This is a genomic window from Streptomyces sp. NPDC004610 (genome assembly GCF_040609715.1).
GTDB lineage: Bacteria > Actinomycetota > Actinomycetes > Streptomycetales > Streptomycetaceae > Streptomyces.
Window position 1 is genome coordinate 46,525 of record NZ_JBEXLA010000031.1, and the last position, 26,414, is coordinate 72,938.

Here is a 26,414-nt window from a genome sequence, read left to right on the forward strand (position 1 = left end):
GGCGGGCTACTTGCCGCCGGGGATCTTGTACTCGGTGATGTTGCGCAGCAGGTTGCCGTATCCCTCACGGGCGTGGAGGGTGGGGCTGACCTTGTCGGTGCGGTAGCCGACGACACCGGGGCGGGTGACCAGCGGCAGCATCTCCGCGTTGGTGTCCACCCGCTCGCACACCTCGCGCAGCGCGGCGTCGCGGCCGTCGCCGGGGGCCTGTGCGGTGGCGGTGTCGATCAGTTCGTTGAGCGTGGTGTCGTTGGTGAGGAAGGCGCTGGAGAAGCCGGCGACGGACGGGTTCCACCAGCGCGACACCATCGAGGCGTCGGCGTAGCCGGCGAACCAGCCGATGGCCATGTCGAAGTCGGGGTTCTCACCGAAGACCTGGTCGAGATAGGTCGCGTCGTCGAACTTCTCGATCTTCACCTCGATTCCGGCGGCGGCGTACTGCTGCTGGACGACCTGGGCGATCTGGGCGAGCGCGGGCTCCGAGGTGTAGACGGCCAGGCGCAGGGTGGTGCCCTCGGCCCCGGCCGCCTCGATCGCCGCCTCGGCGCCCTCCGCTCCGGCCTGGGCGCCGGGCAGCGCGGCGGGGTCGCAGCCGCCGGGCAGGACGGAGGGGGCGACGCCGGTCGGCCGGGACTGGCCGCCCAGGGCGTTGTCGGCGATCTGCTGCCGGTCCAGGGCGCTGTTCAGGGCGAACCGCACCTTCTGGTCGGCGAGCGGGGAATCCGGGTTCTGGGAGTTCTGGATCAGGTAATAGAAGTCGCTGTACTGCTGGTTGACGACCTTCGCGTTCGCCGTTCCGGACAACTGGTCCATGGAATCGACGTTGTTGAAGAAGGCGAGCCCCGCGTTGCCGCTGCGGACGGCGGCGAGCCGGGTGGATTCCTGGGGGACGATCTCGACCTGGAGTTCGGAGACACCGACCTGGTCGGCGAACCGGTACTCCGGATTCGGGGTGAACGTCCAGTAGCGGTCCTGCTTGTGCTCGCCGACCACGAAAGGACCGGTGCCGAGCATCTCCTTCTCGATGTCCAGCGAGCCGTCCTCGATCTCCTTCATCGGCAGGACGGCGGCCGGGGTGTTCGACAGCGCGGAGAGAAAGGCGCCGTAGGGCTTCTCCAGCTCGACGGTGACCTCGGCGGGGCCGGTGGCCCGTACCGACTCCACCGGGCCGAGCTGGGCGCCGTAGGGGGCGTCGGAGTCGGCGAGGCGCTCCAGGCTGCCCACCACGTCGTCGGGGGTGACCGCGCGCCCGTTGGAGAAGGTGGCGCCGTCGCGCAGGGTGAACACATAGGTCGTCGGGGCGGGCTGCGTCCAGGACTCGGCGAGCAGCGGCTCGATCTCGAAGCCGGTGCCGACGGTGACCAGCGGCTCGTAGACCAGGGAGCCCAGGGACCAGGAACGGGCGCTCCCGGCGAGCTGGGGATCGAGGCCGCCCGCCTCCGCCGAGTCGTAGTCGACCTGGACGGTGAGCGGGCCCTGGCCCTTGAGGGCCTGGTCGGCGACCGCCAGATAGCCGGCGGGGACATCGGCGCCGGCCGCGCTGTCGGGGCCCGCGGCGGCGGTGCAGGAGGCGGTGAGGGCCGTCGCGAGGACGGTGGAACAGGCTATGACGGAGGAGGATCTGCGCACGGTTCAACTCCTTGCCAAACATGGCCGGATCGTTCCGGCGTGCCGGAAAGCTATGTGCCGTCACAAGCCGATGTCAATGCACTTCGCGCGAAATTCTCTGATTACCGGAAAGACTCGCAGAAGTAACCTGAAAAGGGGCATGGGTCTTTCGCGGACAACCAGGAAGGCTGTCCGCGAAAGACCCATGGGGGAGCTGTGACGGGGCTGTGCCGGGCGGGATCGGGAATTCGCCGCGGTGGGGCAGGGATTAGGCGTCGGAGAGCGGTCGGCCGAGTTCTGCGCCGCTGTTTATCGGCTCGGCTCGACTCGGCTTATCGGATCGGTGCGGGGTGGCTGGAATCCCGGATGTTCAGCTCTATCGGGACCGAGCGAATCGTGCCCTCCGGGGTCTGCCGGGCGAGGATCTCGCACAGCAGACGGGCGCATTCCGCGCCCACCGCGCGGGGGTGGAGCTGGATCGAGGTGATCGGCGGCTGCGCCAGCCGCATCGCCGAACTGTCCACACAGGACGCCAGCAGCAGATCCTCGCCCACCGTGCGCCCGGCGGCGCGCAGTTCGGGCAGGATCGCCGCCGCCGCCCCGTCGGCGGCGCACACGATCGCGTCGATCCCCGGGGTCAGCGCCAGCATCCGCCGCACCTCCGCCTGGAGCACCTCGGGCGGGGAGCCGAACGGCGCCCGATGGGTCAGGTCCGGGGCCCCGCGCCGGGCGCACCAGTCGCTGTAGGTGGCGCACAGGGTGGTGGCCCATTCGCCGGTGGTGTCCGAGGCCAGGAACGCGACCCGGCGGGCTCCCCGCTCGGCGAGATGGTCCAGGAGCTGTTCGAGATGGCGGTGGTGGTCCGAGACGACGACCCCGGTGGACTCCTTCTCCCCGACGTACCGCTCGGCCGTCACCACCGGCAGACCGCAGCTCATCAGCTGGTCGACCACCGGATCACCGGCCATCGGATCGCACAGCACCAGACCGTCGACCTGCGGGGCGCCGGGCCGATCGCCCAGATGCCCCGCGGACATCAGCGTGACATTGAGACTCGCCCGGGTCGCCTCCTCGATCACCCCGAACACGAACGACATGTAGTACTCGGCGCTGGTCAGGAACTCCGGGATGTGCAGCCCGATCGTCTCCGTCACCGAGGTGCGCAGCGAACGGGCACTGCGGTTGGGGGAGTAGCCGAGCTGCCGGGCCGCCGCCGCCACCGCCTCCCGGGTCGCCTCGGACACCCGGCCGTGGCCGCGCAGCGCGTCGGAGGCGGTGGTCCGGGACACCTGCGCGAGGCGGGCCACGTCCGCGATGGTCGGCGCGGCTCGCGGTTCCCGGGCGTCGGGGGTGGTGGTTCCGGTCTGGGGTTCGCGGGGTTCCGTCGCGTGGGGGGTGGTGAGTCCGGCCCGGGGTTCGCGGGGTTCCGCCGCGTCGGGGGTGGTGGTTCCGGCCCGGGGTTCGCGGGGTTCCGCCGTGTGGGGGGTGGTGGTTCCGGCCCGGGACTCCCGGGGTTCCGCCGCACGGGGGGCAGGGGCGGACCGGGGTTCGCGCGGGCCCGGTACCGGCCGGTGGTCGTCGCTCATCGTCACCATCCGTGGGTCAGGGCGTCGTCCAGCGCGGCCACGAACCGGTCCGCGCTGTCGGGGGTCAGGCACAGCGGGGGCTTGATCTTCAGCACGCACTGCCGGTCCGAGGTCGGCTGGACGATCACGCCCAGCTCCCGCAGCCGCTCGCAGATCGCGGCGGTCTCCTCGGCCGCCGGTTCGAGGGTCGCGCGGTCGCGCACCAGCTCCACCCCGAGGTAGAGCCCGCTGCCGTGCACGGCGCCGATCAGCGGATGGCGTCCGGCCAGCTCCAGCAGCCCGCTCCTGAGCCGGTCGCCGACCGTGCGGGCGTTGTCCTGGAGGCGCTCGTCGCGGATCGCGTCCAGGACGGTCAGCCCGACCACCGAACTGACCGGGCTGCCGCCCGCCGAGGAGAAGAAGTACCCCTGCGTGCGGTAGGCCGCGGCGATCTCGGGGGTGGTGACGACCGCGCCCAGCGGATGCCCGTTGCCCATCGCCTTGGCGACGGTGACGATGTCCGGGACGACACCCTGCTGCTCGAACCCCCAGAAGTGGTCGCCGAGCCTGCCGTAGCCGACCTGCACCTCATCGGCGACACACAGCCCGCCCGCCGCCCGGACCGCCGCGTACACCTGCTCCAGATAGCCGTCCGGCAACGCCATACCGCCCGCGTTCCCGTAGTACGGCTCGCAGATGAACGCCCCCGGCGGGCGCCCCGACGCGGCCAGCTCCTCGATCGCCGCGACCGCCTCGGTGCCGTACCGGCCCGCCTCGGCACCCCGGTGGGTGCCCCGGTAGGTGTTGGGCGCGGGCAGGGCGTACACCCAGTCCGGGCGGGAGGTGAGGGCGCCCGGGTTGTCGGCGATCGAGGTGGACACGGCGTCGCTGGCGTAGGTCCAGCCGTGGTACGCCTCGCCGATGGCGAGAGTGTCCTGCCGCCCGGTCGCCGCCCAGGCCAGCCGCAGGGCCAGGTCCACCGCCTCGGAGCCGCTGTTGACCAGGAACACCTGGTCGAGCCCGGCCGGCAGCAGCTCCGCCAGCCGCTCCGACAGCTCCACCACCGAGGCGTAGTGGAACCGCGAGTTGGTGTTGAGCCGCTGCCACTGCCGATGCACGGCGGTGCTCAGCCGGGGGTGGCCGTGGCCGAGGATCGTCACATTGTTGAGCATGTCGAGATAGCAGCGGCCCTCGGTGTCCACGAGGTACTGCCGCCAGCCGCGTTCGATCCGGGGCGGGGCGTCGTAGTAGTGCTCCTGGACGGCGGCGAAGGAGCGGTCGCGGCGGGTGAGGAGCCGGGCGGGGGAGCCGTCGCCGGTGGCGGGCTCCCGGGTCCCGGCCGTCAGGAGCAGGCCGGTGGGGTCGGGACAGCAGGCCAGCCACCCGGCGGCGAGCGCGGGCCCGGCGAACCGGGGTGCGGCGGCGGGGGCGTCGAGACGGGTGAGGAGTATGTGGGCCGCCGTGCGGGGGGCGAGGACGCCGATCGGCTCACCGGCGCGGACGCGGATCGGTTCAGGGGCGCGGACGCCGATCGATGCACCGGCGCGGACGGGCTCGGCGCGGTCCTCGGGGGCGGGGCGATGGGTGCCGTCGATGCCGTCATCCGTGAGGCGATGGGCGTTGTCGACGCCGTCACCCGCGAGGCGTTCGGTGCCGTCGACCCCGTCACCCGCGAGGCGATGCGCGCCGTCGACCCCGTCACCCGCAAGGCCATCGCCATCGCCGCCATAGACCCCGTCGATCACCAGATGCCACCCCTCCGCCGAGAGGGTCACCCCGCCTCGTGCGTGCCGGGTCAGTTCGCCGTCCCAGGGCGCGGTCAGTGTCGTCCGGTGGGCCGTCCACACCTCCACCCCGAGCGCCGCCGTGGCCGCCGACGGGTCGTCGGGGCGGGAGCGGGTGAGGCGGTGCTCGCCGTGCCGGGTGAGGACGGCCGCCGCCCCCGACTCCAGCGCCCGCGCGGCCGAGATCTCCTCGGCGTCCGGGTCGAGCCAGGCCCCGTCGTGCAGGGCGTCGGAGAGGACGGACAGATCGAGCAGGTCCACCGGGCCGTCCGGGGCGGGCAGCAGCGAGTGCCGGGCGGCGGGCGGACCGGGCGGCGCCGGATGCCCGGTCGCCGCGCGCACGGCCGCGGTCATCACCTCGGTGGGGACGGACAGGGCCGACTCCAGCATGGCCCACTCGCGGTCGAGCGCGGCGGTGGCGTAGTCGTTGCCGGGATCCTGGAGGACGTCGTACCGACCGCTGACCACCAGCACCGCGCAGCGCAGCACGATCAGCGGCCACAGCGCGTCCGCCTCGTCGGCCGACAGGGGCCGTACGGCGTGGAAGGCGCGGACCGCGGGCAGGACGGAGGCGGGTCCGCTGCCGTGATGGTGCAGCACCGAGGTGCAGGTCACGGCGAGTTCGGCGACGGCCCAGCCCGCGCCGAGGTCACCGAAGTCGATCACGCCGACCGGCCGGGGGCGGCCGTCGGGCCCCGGTTCGCAGACGACGTTGTTGTCGGTGACATCACCGTGGATGGTCTGGACGGGCAGCCGCGCGACATACGGCTCAAGCCGGTCGTCGGCGGCGCGCGCGGCGGCGCGCACCCGGTCGGCCGCCGTACGGTCGGCCAGATACGGGGCGAGGGTCTCCACCACCGCGAGCCCATTGCGCAGGTCCCACTGCCGGAAGCCCTCCCCCTCGACGGTGCCGAGCCCCGCGAGCCCGGCGGCCACCCGCCCGGACAGGGTGCCGAGCGCGGCGACGACCTCCGGCGCGAGATAGCGGCTGTCCATGATCGGCTCGCCCGGCACATGGTCGAGTAGCCGGGCGTGCAGCTCGGTCCCGTCGACGGTGACCCGCTGGACGAACGCGCCGTCGGTGCCCCGGTGGGCGCGGGGCAGCCGCAGGTCCGGCGCGGCGGCGGACAGCGCCTCGATCGCCCGTACCTGCCGGTCGAGGTCGGCGGGCCGGGTCACCGGATTGGCGATCTTCAGCACATGGTCGCCGCCGTCGCCGGTCCGCACCCGGTGGTTGAGATCCTGCTGGCTGCCGAGGTTGTGCAGGGTGCCGACGACCCCGAACCGCTCCTTGAGCAGGGCGGTGAGTGACTCCTCGCCGACGGCGGCCATCCTGGGGATCGGCCAGTCTGCGGACGGGATGGCCATAGCGCTCCGATCAGTGGCGTGCGGGGCCGCCCGGGGGGCGGGCAGGGGGTGGTGCCGTGCGTGCCGCGCGGCCGGTTCCCGCTGCCGGAACGATCCGGCAGGGTGATGGTGAAGATAGGGACGGCCCGGCGGCCCTGTCAACGGGCGGAACGGAAATCGGGCGGACCGACATCGGATCGTGGCCGACCGCGAGGGACACCCCGGGGGCCTCCCCGGCGGGCCCCGCGTGCCCGTCGTCTGACCTGACCGCCGCCCCGTTGTCCCGTTCGTGTCCGTCCCTGCCGCCGCCCGGCACCGGCCTGACATTGCCGTGCCGTCCCTGACAACCCCTGACAAAGCCCTGAAACGGCCTGTGTTGATCCGCGCCCCGGAACGGCTGAGCCTTGAAAGCGCGGGTCCGTTCATTCGCTCGGGGGGCTTCAGGGCGCGGCGAGAGCCGCCGGGACGCCAAGGACTACAGGTCGACGAGGAGTGAGTACGCATGCACAGCACATTGATCGTCGCCAGGCTGGAACCGGGCGCGAGCACCGATGTGGCCCGGCTGTTCGGCGCCTTCGACGCCACCGAGATGCCGCACCGGATGGGCACCCGGCGGCGCCAGCTCTTCTCGTTCCGGGGGCTGTACTTCCACCTCCAGGACTTCGACGAGGACAACGGGGGCGAGCAGATCGAGGCGGCCAGGACCGACCCCCGCTTCATCGGCATCAGCAAGGACCTCAAGCCGTACATCGAGGCGTACGACCCCGCGACCTGGCGCTCCCCGGCCGACGCGATGGCCACCCGCTTCTACACCTGGGAGGCGTCCGCGTGACCGGCCGCCGGGTGGTCATCACCGGTCTGGAGGTCCTCGCTCCCGGCGGGGTGGGGGCCGGGGACTTCTGGGATCTGCTGAGCGAGGGCCGCACGGCGACCCGCGGCATCACCTTCTTCGATCCCGCCCCGTTCCGCTCCCGGGTCGCCGCCGAGATCGACTTCGACCCCTACCGCCACGGACTGACCCCGCAGGAGGTCCGCCGGATGGACCGCGCCGCCCAGTTCGCCGTGGTCGCCGCGCGCGGCGCGGTCGCCGACAGCGGCGTCGACCTCACCGCCACCGACCCCTACCGGACCGGCGTCACCGTCGGTAGCGCCGTCGGCGCCACCATGGGCCTGGACGAGGAGTACCGGGTGGTCAGCGACGGCGGCCGGCTCGACCTGGTCGACCACGCCTATGCCGCGCCGCACCTCTACAACCATCTGGTGCCCAGCTCCTTCGCCGCCGAGGTGGCCTGGGCGGTCGGCGCCGAGGGCCCCACCACCGTGGTCTCCACCGGCTGCACCTCCGGCATCGATTCGGTCGGCTACGCCGCCGAACTGATCCGCGAGGGCTCCGCCGACGTCATGGTCGCCGGGTCGTCGGACGCGCCGATCTCCCCGATCACCATGGCCTGCTTCGACGCCATCAAGGCCACCACCCCCCGCCACGAGGACCCGGCCCACGCCTCCCGCCCCTTCGACGGCACCCGCAACGGATTCGTCCTCGGCGAGGGCGCCGCCGTGTTTGTCCTGGAGGAACTCGACCGGGCCCGCGCCCGCGGCGCCCACATCTACGCGGAGATCGCCGGATACGCGACCCGCTCCAACGCCTACCACATGACCGGACTGCGCCCGGACGGAGCGGAGATGGCCGAGGCCATCCGGGTCGCCCTGGACGAGGCACGGCTGCCCGCCGAGGCCGTCGACTACATCAACGCGCACGGCTCGGGAACCAAACAGAACGACCGCCATGAGACCGCCGCGTTCAAGAAGAGCCTGGGCGGGCACGCCTACCGGACACCGGTCAGCTCCATCAAGTCCATGGTGGGCCACTCCCTGGGCGCCATCGGCTCCATCGAGATCGCCGCCTCGGTCCTGGCCATGGAGCACGACGTGGTGCCCCCGACCGCCAATCTGCGCACCCCCCGACCCCGAGTGCGACCTCGACTACGTCCCGCTGCACGCCCGCGAACAGCTCACCGATGTGGTCCTCACCGTGGGCAGCGGCTTCGGCGGCTTCCAGAGCGCGATGGTGCTCGCCGACCCGGAAAGGACCCCGCTGTGAACACCCGAGCGTCCGTCGTGGTGACCGGGCTCGGCGTCGCCTCGCCCAACGGCCTGGGCACCCGGGACTACTGGGCCGCCACCTGCGGCGGCAAGAGCGGCATCGGCCGCCTCACTCGCTTCGACCCCTCCGGCTACCCCGCCCGGCTGGCCGGCGAGATCCCCGGCTTCGCCGCCGAGGAGCATCTGCCGGGCCGCCTCATCCCGCAGACCGACCGCATGACCAGGATCGCCCTGGCCGCCGCCGACTGGGCTCTCGCCGACGCCGGGGTCGACCCGGACCGGCTCGCCGGGTTCGACATGGGCGTGGTCACCGCGAGCGCCTCCGGCGGCTTCGAGTTCGGCCAGAACGAACTGCGCAAACTGTGGGGCCAGGGCAGCGAGTACGTCTCCGCCTACCAGTCGTTCGCCTGGTTCTACGCCGTCAACAGCGGCCAGATCTCCATCCGCAACGGGATGAAGGGCCCCAGCGGGGTCGTCGTCAGCGACCAGGCCGGTGGGCTCGACGCGGTGGCCCAGGCCCGCCGCCAGATCCGCAAGGGCACCCGGCTGATCGTCTCCGGCGGCATCGACGCCTCCCTGTGCCCCTGGGGCTGGGTCGCCCAGCTCACCAGCGGCCGGCTCAGCACCAGCGAGGAACCCGACCGCGCCTACCTCCCCTTCGACCGGGACGCCCAGGGACATGTGCCGGGCGAGGGCGGCGCCATCCTGATCCTGGAGGACGCCGACGCGGCCCGGGAGCGCGGCGCGACCCCCTACGGGGAGATCGCCGGCTACGGCGCCACCTTCGACCCCCGGCCCGGCAGCGGGCGCCCGCCCGCCCTGCGCAGGGCCATCGAACTCGCCCTCGCCGACGCGGACGCCGACGCCCGTGACATCGACGTGGTGTTCGCCGACGCCGCCGCCGACCCCGGCCTCGACCGGGCCGAGGCCGACGCGCTCACCGCCGTCTTCGGCCCGTCCGGCGTCCCGGTCAGCGCACCCAAGACCATGACCGGACGGCTCTACTCCGGCGCCGCGCCCCTCGATCTGGCCACCGCGCTGCTCGCCCTGCGCGACGGCGTCGTCCCCGCCGCCGTCAACGTCCGCCCCGCCCCCGAGTACGCCCTCGACCTCGTGGTCGACCGGCCGCGCCACGGCGCCCTGCGCACCGCGCTGGTCCTGGCCCGGGGGCACGGCGGCTTCAACTCCGCGGTCGTGCTGCGCGCCCCCGCCGACACCGGCGCCTGACTGTCCGGCCCCCGTCCCACCGGAAGGGAAGTCCCCTTGTCCGCCGAGCTGTTCACCCTCACCGACCTCCGCCAGATCCTGCTGGCCGCCGCGGGCGCCCAGGAGGGCGTCGACTTCGACACGGACGTCCTCGACACCGGCTTCGAGGCGCTCGGCTACGAGTCGCTGGCCCTGCTGGAGACCGGCAGCCGCATCGAGCGCGCCTATGGCATCACCCTGGACGACGACGTGCTCACCGACGGGCTCACCCCCCGGGCACTCATCGACGTCGTCAATGAACTGCTCACCGTCTCCCGCACCGCCGACCATTCCTAGGGACCCGCCATGACCGACACCTCCACCACCGCCCCCACCGCGGGCCGGGTCGCCCTCGTCACCGGCGCCACCAGCGGGATCGGCCTGGCCGTCGCCCGGCTCCTGGGCGCCCAGGGACACCGGGTCTTCATCGGCGCCCGCGACGCGCAGAACGTCGAGGCCACCGTCAAGGAACTCACCGCCGAGGGTCTCGACGTGGGCGGCACGGTCGTCGACGTCCGGGACGCCGCCGCCGTGCGGGACTTCGTCGGGGCCGCCCTCGCCCGGTTCGGCACGATCGACGTCCTGGTCAACAACGCGGGCCGCTCCGGCGGCGGCGTCACCGCCGACCTCCCCGACGCACTGTGGGAGGACGTCATCGAGACCAATCTGACCAGTGTCTTCCGGCTCACCCGCGAGGTCCTCACCACCGGCGGACTGCGGCACAAGGACCGGGGGCGGATCATCAACATCGCCTCCACGGCGGGCAAGCAGGGCGTGGTGCTGGGCGCCCCCTACTCCGCGTCCAAGCACGGCGTGGTCGGGTTCACCAAGGCCCTCGGCAATGAGCTGGCCCCCACCGGGATCACCGTCAACGCGGTCTGCCCGGGATATGTGGAGACCCCGATGGCCCAGCGGGTCCGCCAGGGCTACGCCGCCGCCTATGACACCACCGAGGACGCGATCCTGGAGAAGTTCACCGCGAAGATCCCGCTCGGCCGCTACTCCACCCCCGAGGAGGTCGCGGGACTGGTCGGCTATCTCGCCTCGGACGCCGCCGCCTCCATCACGGCCCAGGCCCTCAATGTCTGCGGCGGTCTGGGCAACTTCTGAACCGCCCGCCGGTTCCATCGCCGTGGGCGGTCGAGCCGCCGACCGGCATCCCGGCACCCCGGCGCCGGGCACCCCACACCCACCCACTCACCCACCCCCTCCCGAGGAGCAGTGACCATGACGACCCGTGAGGTCGAGCACGAGATCACCGTCGGCGCCCCCGCGCCGGCCGTCTACCGGCTGCTGGCCGACGTGGTGAACTGGCCCCGGATCTTCCCGCCCACCATCCATGTCGACCGGGTCGAGCACAGCGGCGACCAGGAGCGCATCCGGATCTGGGCCACCGCCGGGGACGAGGCCAAGCACTGGACCTCCCGCCGCACCCTGGACCCGGACGGCCTGCGCGTCACCTTCCGGCAGGAGATCAGCGCCCCGCCGGTCGCCGCGATGGGCGGCGCCTGGATCATCGAACGGCTCGGCGAGCACTCCTCCCGCGTCCGCCTGCTGCACGACTACCGCGCCATCGACGACGACCCCGCCTCGCTCGCCTGGATCGACGCGGCCGTCGACCGCAACAGCCGCTCCGAACTGGCCGCCCTACGCACCAATGTGGAGGCCGCGCACGCCGCCGAGGACCTGACGTTCTCCTTCACCGACAGCGTCACCGTCGCGGGCGCGGCCAAGGACCTCTTCGACTTCGTCAACGAGGCGGGCCGCTGGAGCGACCGGCTGCCGCATGTGGCGTCCGCCCGGCTCACCGAGGACACCTCCGGCCTCCAGACACTGGAGATGGACACCCACGCCAAGGACGGCACCACCCACACCACCAGGTCGTACCGGGTGACGTTCCCGCACGAGCGGATCGTCTACAAACAGGTCACCCTGCCCGCCCTGCTGACCCTGCACACCGGCATCTGGACCTTCGAGGAGAGCGCGACGGGCACCACCGCCTCCTCCCAGCACACCGTCACCCTCAACACCGCCACCATCGCCGCCGTCCTGGGCGCCGACGCGACCGTGGCGGATGCCCGGGAGTATGTGCACTCCGCCCTGTCCACCAACAGCCTGGCCACCCTCGGCCATGCCAGGACCTACGCCGAGGCCCGCTCCGGAGAGCGGCGGCGCTGACATGCCGGACCGGCTGGACACCGAGGTCGTCGTCGTGGGCGCCGGACCCGTGGGGCTGCTGCTCGCCGGTGAACTGCGCCTCGGCGGCGCCCGGGTCACCGTACTGGAGCGGCGAACCGGGCCGCTGGCCGAGTCGCGGGCGTCGACCCTGCACGCCCGCACCATGGAGATCCTGGACAGCCGGGGGCTGCTGGCCGGGATCCCCGATCCGCCGGGCGAGCGCCGGGGCCACTACGCGGGCATCCCGCTCGATCTGACCCTGCCCGGCAGCCGTCCGGGCCTGTGGAAGGTGCCGCAGCAGGAGACCGAGCGGCTGCTCGGCCACTGGGCCGCCGCCCTGGGCGCGGACATCCGGCGCGGCCACACGGTGCGGGCCGTCACCGCCACCGAGGAGTACGCGGAGGCCGAGGCCGTCGGCGTGCACGGAACGGTCCGGGTCCGGGGCGCCTTCCTCGTCGCCTGCGACGGCGAGGACAGCACCGTCCGGGAGCTGACCGGCGCCGCCTTCCCGGGCCATGACGCCCGCCGCGAACTGCTGCGCGCCGACGTGGCGGGCATCGACGTACCCGACCGGCGCTTCGAACGCCTCCCGGACGGCCTGGCCATCGCCGCCCGCCGCGCGGACGGGGTCACCCGGGTCATGGTCCACGAGCACGGCACCCCGGCACCCCACCGCACCGGCGCCCCCGCCTTCGACGAGATCGTCCGGGCCTGGAAACGGGTCACCGGCGAGGACATCGGCGGCGGCACCCCGCTCTGGGTGAACGCCTTCGGCGACACCTCACGCCGGCTCACCCACTACCGGCACGGCCGGATCCTGTTCGCCGGGGACGCGGCGCACCGCCAACTGCCCATCGGCGGCCAGGCCCTCAACCTCGGCCTTCAGGACGCCTTCAACCTGGGCTGGAAACTCGCCGCCGAGGTCACCGGCCGCGCCCACCCCGCCCTGCTCGACAGCTACCACGACGAACGCCACCCGGTCGGGCAACGCGTCCTCACCTCCATCGAGGCCCAGGCCCTGCTGCTGCTCGGCGGCCCCGAGGCCGACCCCACCCGCACCCTGCTCACCGAACTGCTGACCCATGAACCGGTCCGCGCCCACCTCGCCGCCACCCTCACCGGCCTCGATCCGCGCTACGACGTCCACGGCCCCCCGCACCCCCTGACCGGCGCCCGGCTGCCCGACACCCCCCTCACCGCCTCCCCGTCCGGCGCGACGACCAGCACCGAGGCCCTGCGCCCCGGCCGGGGCCTGCTCCTGGGCCCCGGAACCCTCCCGGAGGCGGCGGCGATCCTCGGCGGCCGTACCGTCCCCTTCGCCACCCCGGCCCCCGCCCCCGACCTCACCGGCTGGACGCTGGTCCGCCCCGACGGCCATGTCGTCTGGGCCGCCCCCTCCCCGGACGGCCTCCAGGACGCCCTCACCCGCTGGTTCGGCCCCGGGACCTCCCACCACTGACCGCACCCGAAGGACGCCGCCACCATGCCCCTGATCTCACCCGACGACGGCTATCTGACCGTCTTCAACCTCTTCGAGACCGACACCGTGCCCCTCCAGCACGACGTCCTCGACGCCATGCGCGACATCATCGACCACGCCGACTACCCCGGCTGGATCTCCTCCACCCTGCACGCGGGCGTCGACGAACCCGGCACCGTCAACTACATCCAGTGGCGCAGCGCCGCCGATCTCCAGGCCCGCTACGAGGGCGAGAAGTTCCAGCGCCGGACCGTGCCCCTGTTCCACAAACTCGCCCGGACCGTACGGCTGCTCAAGACCGAACTCGCCTTCACCCAGCACCACCCCGCCCTCGCCCAGGGCATCGAGATCTCCCCCGGCCGCGACGACCACACCGTCCTGATCGTGCTCGACACCCGCCCCGAGGACCAGGCGGAACTGCTGGACACCCTCGCCAAGCCCGACCCCTGGATCACGACGGTCCCCGGCTACCGCTCCCACACCTACTTCCGCGGCATCGACGGCACCTTCATCGCCAACTACGCCCAGTGGGACAGCAAGGAGCGGTACGACGCCTTCCACACCCTGCCCGAACAGGACCGCCCCGCCGACATCCGCGCCGGCCGGGAGCGGGCCCGCGCCCTGGTCACCCGGCGCCAGGCCAAACACCTACCAGGTGACCCACACCCGCTCGGCGGCGGACCGGCCGGCATGACGACGACCGGGGCGCACCCAGCACCGGACCCCGCCGACCCCGCCGACCCCGAGGTCACCGAGGCCGCCGACGTCACCGATGTCATCGTCGTAGGCGCCGGACCCACCGGGCTCACCCTCGCCGGGGAACTGCGCCTGGGCGGCGCGCGCGTGACCGTCCTGGAACGGCTCACCGCACCCACCGGCCAGTCCCGGGGCCTCGGCTTCACCGCCCGCGCCATGGAGGCCCTCGACCAGCGCGGTCTGCTGCCCCGCTTCGGACCGGGCGACCGCCCCGACATCAGCCCCATCGGCCACTTCGGCGGGGTCCGCTTCGACTACACCGTGCTGCCCGGCGCGCACTTCGGGGCCCGCGGCATCCCCCAGTCCCGCACCGAGGAGGTCCTGGAGACCTGGGCGGCCGGACTCGGCGCCGACATCCGCCGAGGCTGGGAGTTCACCCACCTCCACGAGGGCACCGAACCCGGCGACCCCGCCGTACGGATCACCGTACGGACCCCCGACGGCCCGCGCCCGCTGCGCGCCGCCTACCTGGTCGGCGCCGACGGCGGGCACAGCCCGGTGCGCGGCGCCGCCGGGATCGGCTTCCCCGGCACCCCGGCCTCCCGGGTGATGTACCTGGCGGACATCCGGGGCCGCGCCCTGCGCCCGCGCCCGCTCGGTGAACGCCTGGAGCACGGCATGGTGATGGCGGCACCGCTGAGCGACGACGTGGACCGGATCATCGTCTGCCCGGACGGCACCCCGCCCCGCGCCGACGCCGCCCCCGTGACCTTCGCGGAGGTCGCGCAGGCGTGGCGGCGGCTCACCGGCGAGGACCTCACCGGTGCCGAGGCCCCCTGGGTGAGTTCCTTCACCGACGCCACCCGGCAGGCGTCCGCCTACCGGCGGGGCCGCGTCCTGCTCGCCGGGGACGCCGCCCACATCCATCTCCCGGCCGGCGGCCAGGGGATGAGCACCGGCATCCTGGACGCCGTCAACCTCGGCTGGAAACTCGCCGCCGTCGCCCGCGGCACCGCCCCGGCCACCCTGCTGGACACCTACCACGACGAACGCCACCCGGTCGGCGCCCGGCTGCTCACGAACACCCGCGCCCAGGGCCATGTCTTCCTCGGCGGCCGTGAGTCCGACCCCCTGCGCGCCCTGTTCGCCGAACTGATCGAGCACGACGACGTCAAACGCCATCTGGCCGGTGCCGTGAGCGGCCTGGACATCCGCTACGACCTGGGCACCGGCCCACCGCCGACCGGCCGGCGCGTCGCACCGCGCGCCCTGTCCGGTCCCACCGGCCCGACCAGCACCACCCGGCTCCTGCACCCGGCGCGCGGAGTCCTGCTCGACCTCGCCGACGACCCGGCGACCAGGGCGGCGGCCACCCCCTGGCACGACCGGGTGACCGTCACCACCGCCGTCCCCGAACCCCCCGGCGACCGGGACGACGAACTCTCCGGCCTGCGCGCCCTGCTGATCCGCCCCGACGGACACGCCGCCTGGGCCACCACCGCACCGGGCGCCGAGGGCCTCACCACCGCCCTGCACCGCTGGTTCGGCCCACCCGCCGAGCCACCCCCACCCCCCAGCCACCGAAAGGCGGACCCGGCATGAGTGCCGCCGTCACCCCCACCGAAGAGGCCGTCGCCACCCTGCGCACCACCCTGCGCGCCCTCACCGACCGGGCCGAACTGACCGCCCTCGCCGACCGCTACCTCACCCACCTCGACCGCGACCGGCACCGCGACGACTGGTTCGGCGCGGTCTTCACCGACGACGCCCACCTCACCTTCCCCATGGGCGAGTACAAGGGCATGACCGGCCTCGCCGAGTTCCAGAGACTGGCGCGCACCACCTTCGAGCGCACCCATCACACCGCCACCAACTACACCCTCGACATCGACGGCGACCGGGCCGGGATCCGGGCCCATCTGACCGCCGTCCATGTCCGCCGGGCCGCCGAACCGGGCACCCACTTCACCATCGGCGGCCACTACGAGGCCGGCGCGATCCGCACCGCCGACGGCTGGCGCATCGACCGGTTCGTCTTCGACCTGGTCTGGCACGCGGGGCAGGGCCCGCAGGGCGGCCCGGGACACTGACCCGCCCCGACCCGACCCGCCCCTCGCGAGCCACCGCCGGTCGCACGAGCAACGAGCACGAGCAACGAGCACGAGCGACGGGCACGAGCACGGGTGCGGGTACGGGTGCGGCGACGACCACGAGCCGTACCTGCCGAGATTTGACATAGCGCGCAAAGACCTGACACAGGCACGCCTTGAACCGCCCGAATGCCCGGAACAGACTGTCTCCGGGCCTGTCGGTGCGTCCCATCCCCACCCCCCGGCCACCCCGGTACCAAGGAGGAAGCCCCGTCATGCCCCCAGGCGCCCATCAACCACCCCTGTCCGCACAGCTGTTGCAGCTGGTCACCGCCGGCTGGGCCGCCCAGGCGGTCAGCGCGACCGCCGAACTCGGCGTCGCCGACGCCCTGGCCGACGGCCCCCGCCCCGTGGACGAGATCGCCACCGCCACCGGCAGCCATGCCCCGAGCCTCTACCGGCTGCTGCGAGCCGGCGCCGACATCGGCCTGTTCACCGAGCACGACGACCGCGTCTTCGACCTCACCGACCTGGGCGCCACCCTGCGCACCGACAGCCCCACCAGCCTGCGCGACTTCGCCATCTGGACCGGGCTGCCCGCCGAACGCCACTCCTGGGCCGGTCTCACCGACGCCGTCCGCACCGGCCGCACCGCCTTCCCCGAGGTCCTCGGCACACCCGTCTGGGACTATATGCACGACCACCCCGAGGTCCTCGGAGTCTTCGACCGGGCCATGACCGAGCTGTCCCGGCGGATCATCGCCCCCGTCGTCGCCGCCTACGACTTCGGCCGCTTCGCCACCGTGGTGGACGCGGGCGGCGGACGCGGCGCCCTGCTGGCCGCCGTACTGAAGTCCGCGCCCACCGCACGCGGTGTCCTCTACGACCGGCCCGAGGTCATCGCGGGCGCCGGGGAGCCGCTGCGCGAGGCGGGCGTCGCCGACCGGGCCGAACTGGTCGCCGGGGACTTCTTCGAGTCCGTCCCCGGCGAGACCGACGCGGTGATCCTCTCCAACATCATCCACGACTGGGACGACCAGCCCTCCCGCCGCATCCTGGCCAACTCCCGCGACGCGCTGACCGACGACGGACGGGTCCTGCTGGTGGAGGCCGTGCTGCCGGACCGGCCGCGCCCCTCGCCCATGGTCTCCCTGATGGATCTCGACATGCTGGTCGTGGCCGGCGGACGCCAGCGCACCGCCGACGAGTTCGCGACCCTGCTGGCCGACTCCGGACTCAAACTGTCCGCCATCGTGCCGGGCGGCCATTGCAGCGTCGTAGAGGCCGTCCGCGCCTGACCCCCGGCTCCCCCCGGTCAAGGCCCCACCTCCCTCCCCGTACGAAGGAAAGAGCAGGCACAGCCATGCCAGAACGGTTCGCGCGCAAGCTGTGGTTCGGTATCGGGCCGGGCACCGCGGTCGCCGACGCGCCGGAGGTCGTCCGCAGGGTCGAGTACGCCGACCGGGCGGGCCTCGACTTCTTCGCCCTGTCCGACCACCCGTACTACGGCGACCGGCTGGAGGCGTACGGCACGCTGGGCCTGCTCCTCGGCCGGACCCGGAACATCACCGGCGTCACCACCGTCACCAACCTCCCCACCCGCCCGGTGCCGCTGCTGGCCCGCACCCTGTCGACGCTGTCCGCGCTCAGCGGGGGCCGGGTCGTCCTGGGCATCGGCGCGGGCGGGTACTGGGACGACATCGCCCGCTTCGGTGTCCCCCGGCTCGACCCCGCGGCGGCGGTCCGTGCCCTGGAGGAGGCCATCGGCCTGGTCCGGGCACTGTCCGGGGGCCGCGCCCCGGTCACCGTGGACGGCGAGTTCACCCGGATCGCCGGACTGGACCCGGCGCCGGTGCCCCCGCCGCAGATCTGGACCGGCTCCGTCGGCCCCAAGTCCCTCGCCGTCACCGGGCGTTCGGCCGACGGCTGGATCCCCGGCAACGCCGCCGACTGGCACAGCGACCGCTACCGCACCTCGCGGCCCCTCATCGACGCGGCGGCCCGCGCCGCCGGACGCGACCCCGAGGACATCGCCACCGTCTTCAACCTGCCCGCCCGGATCACCGACCGGCCGGTCGGCGTCCCCCGCGACCCGTCCGGCCGGTGGCTGGGCGGCTCCGTCGACCAGTGGATCACCGAACTGACCGAGGCCGTCCTCGCACACGGTGCCTCCGGGTTCGTGTACTTCTCCTCCGGCGACCCCTCGGGACAGCTCGGCCTCGGACGCTGGGCCGAGGAGATCGTGCCCGCCGTCCGCGAGGCGGTCGCCAAGGGCTGACGGACGCCCCCTCCGGACCTCACCCCCCTCCAGCCCTCGCCGGACCCCAGTACTCCAGACCCCGACCCCGACCCCCTCCAGCCCCCGCCCCCGTGTTCCGGCCCGCACCCGTACCCCCGCGTACTCCAGAGAGGCCCCCGATGTCCGTACGTACCCCCGGCCCGCGCCCCCGGCTCCGTCTCGCGACCGCTCTGCTCGCGGTCGTTCTGCCCGCCGCCGCGTGTTCGGGCGGGGGAGCGGCCCCGGGCGGGGGCGGCGACGGCACACCGCGCGACGGCGGCACCCTGCGGATCGGCAGCGAGGCGGACCCCGGCTGCCTGGACCCCCAGCAGACCGGACAGCTCGGCGCGGTGGACATCAGCCGCTCCCTGGCCGACGGACTCACCGCCCAGGACCCGGACACCGGCAAGATCGTGCCCTGGCTCGCCGAGTCCTTCACCACCGCCGAGAACGGCAGCGCGTTCTCCTTCGTGCTGCGCGACGACGCCACCTTCAGCGACGGCACACCCGTCGACGCCCAGGCGGTGAAGACCACGTTCGACAACCTGGCGAAACTGCCCGCCAACGGCGCCGCCAGCTATCTGGCCGGCTACCGGGGGACCACCGTCACCGACCCGCACCGCGTCACCGTGCGCTTCGACGCCCCCAACGCCCAGTTCCTCCAGGCCACTTCCACCGTCGGCCTCGCCGTCCTGGCGCCCGCCACGTTCGAGGCGTCCACCGCCGACCGCTGCCGGGGGAAGTTCATCGGCTCCGGCCCCTATGTCCTCGACCACTACACCGCCGACCAGGAGGTGGTCCTCAAGAAGCGCGAGGACTACGCCTGGCCCTCCTCCCTCGCCACCCACCAGGGCGCGGCCCGCATCGACCAGGTGACGTTCTCCTTCATCCCCGAGGGCGGCGCCCGCACCGGCGCCCTGGGCTCCGGGCAGGTCGACATCGCCAAGGCCCTGCTGCCCACCGACGAGACCCAGTTCCAGGGCAACGGCTTCCGGGTGCTGTCGGCGCCGGGCCCCGGCCTCGTCCCCCCGCTCTCCCTCAACCACCAGGGCATCCTCGCCGACCTCAAGGTCCGCCAGGCCCTCCTCAAGGGCATCGACCGGCAGGGCCTCGTGGACTCCGTCTTCAGCTCCTCGTACCGCCCCGCGACCAGCGTCCTGTCCTCCGCCACCCCCTACTACGAGGACTTCTCCGACCACCTCCGGTACGACCCGGAGGGCGCGAAGGCGCTGCTGGACAGTGCCGGCTGGAAGCCCGGCGGGGACGGCATCCGGGTCAAGGACGGCAAGCCGCTCGCCCTGACCTGGCTCATCCCCGCGCCCATGCCGCCCGCCAACGAGGCCGTGCAGCAGCAGCTCCGCGCGATCGGCGTCGATCTGAAACTGAGGACCGTCGCCCCCGCCGTCTATGTCGAACAGCAGCAGAAGGGCGCGTTCGACATCACCGCCGTCGCCGTGACCCGCGCCGACCCGGACGTCCTGCGCAACATCTTCTACAGCAAGGGCGCCAACCTCTGGCACCTCCCGCCCGGCCCCCTCGACACCCATCTGGAACAGCAGGTCGAGGCCCCCGACGACAAGACCCGCCAGGCCGCCGTCAGCGACGCCGTCCGGTGGATCCTCGACCACGCCGACACCGTCCCGCTCTACGAGGGCGCCCAGGTCCACGGCGTGTCCGACCAGGTCGAGGGCCTCGCGCTCGACGCCTCCAACCGGCTCGGCCTGTACGACGCCTGGCTCGGCTGAGGGGCGCGGGTACACCCATGCACCTGGCCCGCTACACCCTCACCCGGACCCTGCGCGCGGTCTTCGTCGTCTGGGCCGCGTTCACCCTCGCCTTCGTCGCGCTGCGGCTGCTGCCCGGCGACCCGGTGGCGCTCATGCTGAGCGGACGCGGCGGCTTCACCGAACTGACCCCCGAGCAGATCGCCCGGACCCGCGCCGAACTGGGCCTGGACCGCCCCCTGCCCACCCAGTACGGATCGGCGCTCACCGACGCCCTGCGCGGCGACTTCGGCGCCTCCCTCCAGACCGGGCAGCCGGTGTCCCGGATGATCGCCGACGCGGTCGGCCCGACCCTCCAGATCGGCACCCTGGCCCTGCTGCTCTCCCTCGTCCTCGGCACCCTCCTCGGGGTCGCCGCCCACCTCGGCGGCCCCCCGGTCCTCGGCCACTTCCTGCGCTCCCTGCCCTCCCTCGCCGTATCGCTGCCTTCCTTCTGGGTGGGCCTCGTCCTGATCCAGCTGCTGTCCTTCCAGTGGCACCTGTTCCCCTCACTGGGCGACAGCGGCCCGCAGAGCATGGTCCTGCCCGCCTGCACCCTCGCCATCCCCGGCACCGCCCTGGTCGCGCAGATCCTCGGCAAGAGCCTGCACACCACCCTCCAGGAGCCGTACGCCGACACCGTCCGCGCCACCGGCGCCGGACGCGCCCGGCTGCTCCTCGGCCACGGCCTGCGCAACGCCTCCCTCCCCGCCGTGACGGTGGTCGGTCTGCTCGTCGGCCATCTGATCGGCGGCGCCGTCGTCGTGGAGACGGTGTTCTCCCGCCCCGGCATGGGCCGGATCACCCAGTCCGCCGTCGCCGCCCAGGACCTGCCCGTCGTCCAGGGCGTGGTGGTCGTCGCGGCGCTCGCCTTCGCGGTGGTCGATCTGCTGGTCGACCTGGTGTACCCGGTGCTCGACCCGAGGATGCGCGCCACCGGACGGCTGGTGACCGCATGACCCACCTGATGAAGCCCCCCGCCGACAGCGAGGCCGCCCCCGCACCGGCCGGACCCGCCACGGACCCGCCCCGGACGCCTCCACGCCTGCGGCGGGCCCTGCTCGCGCCCCTGCGCTCGCCCGGCGTCACCCTCTCCGTCCTGGTGCTGGCCCTGGTCCTCGGCTGGACCCTGGTGCCCGACTGGTTCGCCGCCCGCGACCCCCTCACCGGGACACCCGCCGAGCGGTTCCTCCCCCCGAGCACCGAGCATCTCTTCGGCACCGACCAACTGGGCCGCGATGTCTACACCCGGGTGGTGCACGGCGCGTCCCTCTCGCTGCGCGCCACCGTCGTCGCCCTGCTGATCGCCCTGGTGGGCGGGGTGCTCCTCGGGCTGGTCGCCGGGTTCTTCGGCCACTGGGCGGACACGGTCGTCATGCGGGTGGTCGAGGTGATGCTGTCGGTGCCGCCGGTACTGCTCTCGCTCACCATCATCACCGCGCTCGGCGTCGGCACCGCCCAGGTCGCCATCGCCGTCGGCATCACCGGCGTCGCCGGCTCCGCCCGCCTCATGCGCGCCGAGGTGCTCCGGGTACGGACCGCGCCCTATGTCGAGGCGGCGATCCTGTGCGGGACACGCTGGTGGCGGCTGCTGCCCCGGCACATCCTGCCCGCCGCGATCGCCCCCGTACTGGCCCTGGCCGTACTCGACTTCGGCCTCGTCGTCCTCGCCATCTCCAGCCTCAGCTTCCTCGGCTACGGCGAGCCGCCCCCCGCGCCCGAATGGGGCGCGCTGGTGGCGGAGGGCCGCAACTACCTCGCCACGTCCTGGTGGCTGACCACCCTGCCCAGTCTCACCGTGACGGCCGTGGTGCTCGCCGCCAACCGGCTCTCACGGGTCCTGGAGAAGACGGAACGGAGGAATCGGTGAGCCCTCTTGACCCGGCTCGGGGGATGGAGCCGAGCTTGACGTCGGGGACGGGGACGGGGACGGGGACGGGGACGGGGACGGGGACGGGGACGGGGACGGGGCCGAGTCCGACCTCCGGCCCGGGGCCGAGCCCGACCTCGGGCACGGGTATGGCCTCGGCCTCGGGCATGGGCATGGGCATGGGCATGGCCTTGGGTACGGCCACGTCCGCCGAATCGGCCCCGGCTCCGGGCACGGCCCCGGCCCCATCCCCATCCCCGGCCCCGGGCACGAGCACGGTCCCGGCCACGTCCGTCGATCCGGCCTCGGGCCCCGCCACGTCCGCCGACCCGGCCCCGGCCCCGGCCCCGGCCGGCACCCCGCTGCTGGTCGTCCGGGGCCTGCGGATCGGCTACCGGACCAGGGGCGGCGGCGGCACGCATGTCGCCGTCGACGGCCTCGACCTGACGGCATCGGCCGGGCAGGTCACCGCCGTGGTGGGCGAGTCCGGCTCGGGCAAGAGCAGCACCGCCCACGCCCTCGTCGGTCTGCTCCCCGCCGGAGGCACGGTCCTCGGCGGCTCGGTCCGCCTCCAGGGCGAGGAGCTGACCGGACTCGGCGAACGGGCCTGGCGGCAGGTGCGGGGGCGCCGGATCGGGCTGGTCCCGCAGGACCCCGGCGTCAGCCTCGACCCCGTCCGTCCGGTCGGCGCGCAGATCGCCGAGGTGCTGCGGATCCACGCCCTGGCCACCCGCCGGGACGCCCAGGAGCGGGCCGTCGACCTGCTGTCCGAGGCCGGGCTGCCCGAACCCCGGCAACGGGCCCGCCAGTACCCGCACGAACTGTCCGGCGGCATGCGCCAGCGCGTCCTCATCGCCCTCGCCACCGCGGCCCGCCCGCGCCTCCTGGTCGCCGACGAGCCCACCTCGGCCCTCGATGTCACCGTGCAGCGGCAGATCCTCGACCATCTCCAGCACGTCGTGACCAGCACGGGCACCGCGATGCTCCTGGTCACCCATGACCTCGCGGTGGTCGCCGACCGCGCCCAGCACGTGGTGGTGATGGCGCGGGCGCGGGTGGTGGAGGCGGGGCCCGTGGAACAGGTCCTCACCGACCCGAGACACCCGTACACGCGCACGCTGCTGTCCGACGCGCCCGCCCTCACCGGCCGTACGAGGCGGCGACGCCGTCCGGCGGGGTCCGGTGAGGCCGTGCCGGGGGCCGGTGGGTTGGTGGCCGAGGGGGTGGATCCGCGCGCCGGTGTGCCGGGCCGCCGTCCTGGTCCGGTCGGGCCCGACGCCGCCCCGATCCTCACCCCCAACCTCACCCTCGATCCCACCGCCCCCGACCGGCCGGAGGTCCCCGCGCTCCCCCTCCTCCGCGTCACCGGCCTCACCCGCTCCTTCCCCGTCCGAGGCCCCGCCCTCTCCCTGAGGCGCCGCACCCGCACCGCCGTCGACGGCGTCGATCTCGAACTCGGCCGGGGCGAGACACTGGGCGTCGTCGGAGAGTCCGGCTCGGGCAAGTCGACCACCGCCCGTATGATCCTCGGCCTCGAACGGGCCGACCGCGGCACGGTCCTGCTGGACGGCGTCGACCTCACCACCGCGCGCGGCGCCGCCCGGAGGGCCCTGCACCGCCGCGTCCAACTCGTCTACCAGAACCCCTACGCCTCCCTGAACCCCCGCTTCACCGTCCAGGAACTCCTCACCGAGCCCCTGCGCAACCACCGTCTCGGCACCCGCGCCGAATGGCCCGCCCGCGTCCGGCGGCTGCTCGACGACGTGGCGCTGCCCGCCGGGACCGAGCGCCGCCGCGCCGCCGAACTCTCCGGCGGCCAGCGCCAGCGCGTCGCCATCGCCCGCGCGCTCGCCCTCGGCCCCGAACTCCTGGTGTGCGACGAGCCGGTCTCCGCGCTCGACGTCACCGTCCAGGCCCGCATCCTTGACCTGCTCATCGGTCTCCAGGAGCGGCACGGACTGAGCTATCTCTTCATCTCCCACGACCTCGCCGTGGTCGCCCAGGTCAGCGACCGGATCGCCGTCATGCGCGCGGGCCGGATCGTGGAGAGCGGCCCCGCCGAGGAACTGCTGCGCGCACCGCGCCACCCGTACACCCAGGAACTGCTGGCCGCCGTCCCCGGCGACCGCCGCGCCCACAGCACAACGGAGGACACCCCATGGAGCTAGGGCTCATCACCTTCGGCAGCCTGCTGCCCGATCCGCTCACCGGTGAGACCCTCACCCAGCGGCAGCGGCTGCGGGACGTGGTCCGTGCCGCCACCGAGGCGGAGCAGGCCGGTTTCGCCTGGTACACGGTCGGCGAACACCACTTCGGTGAGCGGGACGTGATCCCCTCGCCCGCGCTGGTGCTGGCCGCGATAGCCGAGCACACCTCGACCATCCGGCTCGCCACCGGCACCACCCTGGTCGCCAACCGCGACCCGGTCCTGGTCGCCGAGGACTACGCCCTGGTCGATCTGCTCTCCGGCGGCCGGCTGGAACTCATCGCGGGCGGCTCCTTCTTCCCCGAGCCCTACGCGGTGTTCGGCCAGGCCCCCGAGTCGAAGGCGGCCCGCAAGCGCGAGAACACCGAACTGCTCCTGCGGCTGTGGACCGAGGAACGCGTCACCTGGCAGGGCGCGTTCCGCCCGCCGCTCACCGATGTCACGGTCCGCCCCAGGCCCCTCCAGAACCGCCCCCCGCTGTGGATCAGCGGCGGTGTCGGCACCGAATCCGTACAACTCGCCGTGGACCACGGGCTGCCCCTTGTCGTGGGCACCACCGCCCGCGAACCGGGCACGTTCGTACCGGTCTTCGACGCCTACCGCACCCAGTGGCGGCAGCACCGCTCCGGTCCGCCCGGACGGCTGGGCGCGGCCAGCCATGTCTTCGTCGCCGAGTCGTCCCAGCGGGCCCGCGCCCTGTGGGCCCCGTACATGAACGGCTACCTGACCGTGAAGAAGCCCGGCGCCACCCATCTGCCCGCCCCACCCGACTTCGACGTCTACATCGGCGACGACGGACCGGCGATCTGCGGCAGCCCCGCCGAGGTCGTCGACAGACTGGGACGGCTGCACGAACTGTGGGGCCACGATCTGCATCTGCTCGCCATCGACGTGGGCGGCATCCCGTACGCGGAGGTCCAGGCGGCCACCGAACTGGTCGCCGCGCAGGTTCTGCCCCAGGTGGCGGGACTCGGCGCGCGTAAGGCGGTGGCGGCCGATGCCTGACCGCGATCCGGGCACCCTGCCCCCGGTGGTCGACGCCGCCTGGGTCCGCGAGCACCTCAACGCCCTCGTCCTGGCCGATGTGCGCTGGTTCCTGGACGGCCGCAGCGGGCGCGACGCCTATCTCGCCGGGCATCTGCCGGGCGCGGTCTGGGTCGATGTCGACACCGTGCTGTCCGCGCCGCCCGACCCGTCCGGCGGGCGCCACCCCCTCCCCGACCCGGCCGCCTTCGCCCGCGACCTCGGCACGCTCGGCATCGGGGACGGCACGACCGTGGTGGCCTACGACGCCGACGGCGGACCGTACGCCGCCCGCCTGGTGTGGCTGCTGCGCCGCACCGGACGGCCCGCGGCGCTGCTCGACGGCGGACTGAAGGGCTGGCCCGGCGCCACCGAGACCGGCGAGGTGGTGCTCCCCGAACGCCGTCTGACCCCGGTGGACTGGCCCCGGGCCGCCCTGCGCGACGCCGACGAGGTGGCGGCGCGGAACGCGGTCGTCCTCGACGCCCGAGCCGCCGACCGCTACACGGGGGACAACGTCCTCCCCACGGACATCCGCTCCGGCCACATCCCCGGCGCCCGCAGCGCCCCCTGGAGCGCCAACCTCACCCCGGACGGCACTTTCGCCACGCCCGGCCAACTCCGCGAACGCTACCGGGCGCTCGGCGCGGGCGACGGGACGGAAGTCATCGTCTACTGCGGCAGCGGCGTCACGGCCTGCCACAACCTCCTCGCCCTGGAACACGCCGGCTTCCCCCACGCGTCCCTCTACCCCGGCTCCTGGTCCGCCTGGTCAGCGGACCCATCCCGCCCGGTGACGACGGGGGCGGAGCCTGGGTAGGGGCGGGGGTGTGGGGGCGGCCCGGTGGGGGCTCGGCGCGAGTGCAGCCCGGGTGGCGGGTTCGGCGGGGATGGCGCCCCGGAGTGCGTCGGCAGGCCCGCAACCCGGGCTGCGGCGCCAGCCGGGGGTGGGGCCGGGTGGGGGGCTTGTCGGGAGGGGAGGCCGGGTGGTGGGCTCGGCGGGGATGGCGCCCCGGAGTGCATCGGCAGCCCCGGAACCCGGGCTGCGGCGGCAGCCGGTGGCGGGATCGGTGGAAGCGGAGCCCGGGTGGTGGGCTCGGCGGGGATGGCGCCCCGGAGTGCATCGGCAGCCCCGGAACCCGGGCTGCGGCGGCAGCCGGTGGCGGGATCGGTGGAAG

Annotated in this window: 19 protein-coding genes and 1 pseudogene; 17 read left to right on the forward strand and 3 right to left on the reverse strand. The window is 73.7% G+C overall.

The window, feature by feature from the left end; all coding sequences use genetic code 11:
* Positions 1-6: 6 nt before the first annotated feature.
* The 3 genes from ABZX40_RS29670 to ABZX40_RS29680 all read right to left on the reverse strand — a co-directional run bounded on the left by ABZX40_RS29670 (position 7) and on the right by ABZX40_RS29680 (position 6,289).
* Positions 7-1,629 (reverse strand): ABC transporter substrate-binding protein, encoded by a 1,623-nt coding sequence (locus ABZX40_RS29670; protein WP_355744634.1) that lies wholly within the window; start codon positions 1,627-1,629, stop codon positions 7-9.
* A gap of 311 nt (positions 1,630-1,940) precedes the next feature.
* Positions 1,941-3,194 (reverse strand): substrate-binding domain-containing protein, encoded by a 1,254-nt coding sequence (locus ABZX40_RS29675; RefSeq protein WP_355744631.1) that lies wholly within the window; start codon positions 3,192-3,194, stop codon positions 1,941-1,943.
* Positions 3,195-3,196: 2 nt separating this feature from the next.
* The gene (locus ABZX40_RS29680; RefSeq protein ID WP_355744628.1) at positions 3,197-6,289 is read right to left on the reverse strand and encodes an aminotransferase class III-fold pyridoxal phosphate-dependent enzyme; all 3,093 of its coding nucleotides are present in this window, start codon (positions 6,287-6,289) and stop codon (positions 3,197-3,199) included.
* Positions 6,290-6,806: 517 nt separating this feature from the next.
* Here ABZX40_RS29680 and ABZX40_RS29685 point away from each other — a divergent pair.
* The 17 genes and pseudogenes from ABZX40_RS29685 (at position 6,807) to ABZX40_RS29765 (ending at position 26,056) form a co-directional block, all read left to right on the forward strand.
* A complete protein-coding gene (locus ABZX40_RS29685; protein WP_355744625.1) occupies positions 6,807-7,136 on the forward strand; it encodes a TcmI family type II polyketide cyclase in 330 nt (109 codons plus the stop codon).
* A pseudogene (locus ABZX40_RS29690) lies at positions 7,133-8,405 on the forward strand (beta-ketoacyl-[acyl-carrier-protein] synthase family protein). Before ABZX40_RS29685 ends, ABZX40_RS29690 begins: the two are co-directional and overlap by 4 nt.
* Positions 8,402-9,634: a ketosynthase chain-length factor gene (locus ABZX40_RS29695; protein WP_355744622.1), complete on the forward strand. Its 1,233-nt coding sequence runs from the start codon at positions 8,402-8,404 to the stop codon at positions 9,632-9,634. The pseudogene ABZX40_RS29690 and the gene ABZX40_RS29695 overlap by 4 nt, the downstream one beginning before the upstream one ends.
* Positions 9,635-9,670: 36 nt before the next feature.
* Positions 9,671-9,949 (forward strand): acyl carrier protein, encoded by a 279-nt coding sequence (locus ABZX40_RS29700; RefSeq protein ID WP_355744619.1) that lies wholly within the window; start codon positions 9,671-9,673, stop codon positions 9,947-9,949.
* Positions 9,950-9,958: 9 nt separating this feature from the next.
* A complete protein-coding gene (fabG, locus tag ABZX40_RS29705) occupies positions 9,959-10,762 on the forward strand; it encodes a 3-oxoacyl-ACP reductase FabG (protein WP_355744616.1) in 804 nt (267 codons plus the stop codon).
* A gap of 117 nt (positions 10,763-10,879) precedes the next feature.
* A complete protein-coding gene (locus ABZX40_RS29710) occupies positions 10,880-11,830 on the forward strand; it encodes an aromatase/cyclase (RefSeq protein ID WP_355744613.1) in 951 nt (316 codons plus the stop codon).
* The gene (locus ABZX40_RS29715) at positions 11,784-13,289 is read left to right on the forward strand and encodes an FAD-dependent monooxygenase (protein ID WP_355744610.1); all 1,506 of its coding nucleotides are present in this window, start codon (positions 11,784-11,786) and stop codon (positions 13,287-13,289) included. The genes ABZX40_RS29710 and ABZX40_RS29715 overlap by 47 nt, the downstream gene beginning before the upstream one ends.
* 24 nt (positions 13,290-13,313) lie before the next feature.
* Positions 13,314-15,608 carry an FAD-dependent monooxygenase gene (locus tag ABZX40_RS29720; protein WP_355744607.1) on the forward strand — a complete coding sequence of 765 codons (2,295 nt, stop codon included), beginning with the start codon at positions 13,314-13,316 and terminating at the stop codon, positions 15,606-15,608.
* Entirely contained in the window at positions 15,605-16,096 is a 492-nt protein-coding gene (locus tag ABZX40_RS29725) for a nuclear transport factor 2 family protein (protein ID WP_355744604.1), read from the forward strand. Before ABZX40_RS29720 ends, ABZX40_RS29725 begins: the two co-directional genes overlap by 4 nt.
* Positions 16,097-16,371: 275 nt before the next feature.
* Positions 16,372-17,394, forward strand: a complete 1,023-nt coding sequence (locus ABZX40_RS29730) for a methyltransferase (protein WP_355744601.1) — start codon at positions 16,372-16,374, stop codon at positions 17,392-17,394.
* A 65-nt stretch (positions 17,395-17,459) separates the two neighbouring features.
* A complete protein-coding gene (locus tag ABZX40_RS29735; protein WP_355744598.1) occupies positions 17,460-18,374 on the forward strand; it encodes an LLM class flavin-dependent oxidoreductase in 915 nt (304 codons plus the stop codon).
* Positions 18,375-18,514: 140 nt separating this feature from the next.
* Complete coding sequence (locus tag ABZX40_RS29740) at positions 18,515-20,119, forward strand: ABC transporter substrate-binding protein (RefSeq protein ID WP_355744595.1); 1,605 nt, start codon at positions 18,515-18,517, stop codon at positions 20,117-20,119.
* A gap of 17 nt (positions 20,120-20,136) precedes the next feature.
* Positions 20,137-21,096 (forward strand): ABC transporter permease, encoded by a 960-nt coding sequence (locus ABZX40_RS29745; RefSeq protein ID WP_355744592.1) that lies wholly within the window; start codon positions 20,137-20,139, stop codon positions 21,094-21,096.
* On the forward strand, positions 21,093-22,007 hold the full coding sequence (locus ABZX40_RS29750; RefSeq protein WP_355744589.1) for an ABC transporter permease: 915 nt from the start codon (positions 21,093-21,095) through the stop codon (positions 22,005-22,007). Before ABZX40_RS29745 ends, ABZX40_RS29750 begins: the two co-directional genes overlap by 4 nt.
* 149 nt (positions 22,008-22,156) lie before the next feature.
* Positions 22,157-24,175: an ABC transporter ATP-binding protein gene (locus tag ABZX40_RS29755; protein ID WP_355744586.1), complete on the forward strand. Its 2,019-nt coding sequence runs from the start codon at positions 22,157-22,159 to the stop codon at positions 24,173-24,175.
* Positions 24,166-25,218, forward strand: coding sequence for an LLM class flavin-dependent oxidoreductase (locus tag ABZX40_RS29760; protein ID WP_355744583.1), 1,053 nt, complete (start codon positions 24,166-24,168; stop codon positions 25,216-25,218). The genes ABZX40_RS29755 and ABZX40_RS29760 overlap by 10 nt, the downstream gene beginning before the upstream one ends.
* Positions 25,211-26,056, forward strand: a complete 846-nt coding sequence (locus ABZX40_RS29765; protein ID WP_355744580.1) for a sulfurtransferase — start codon at positions 25,211-25,213, stop codon at positions 26,054-26,056. The genes ABZX40_RS29760 and ABZX40_RS29765 overlap by 8 nt, the downstream gene beginning before the upstream one ends.
* The last annotated feature ends 358 nt before the right edge of the window (positions 26,057-26,414 follow it).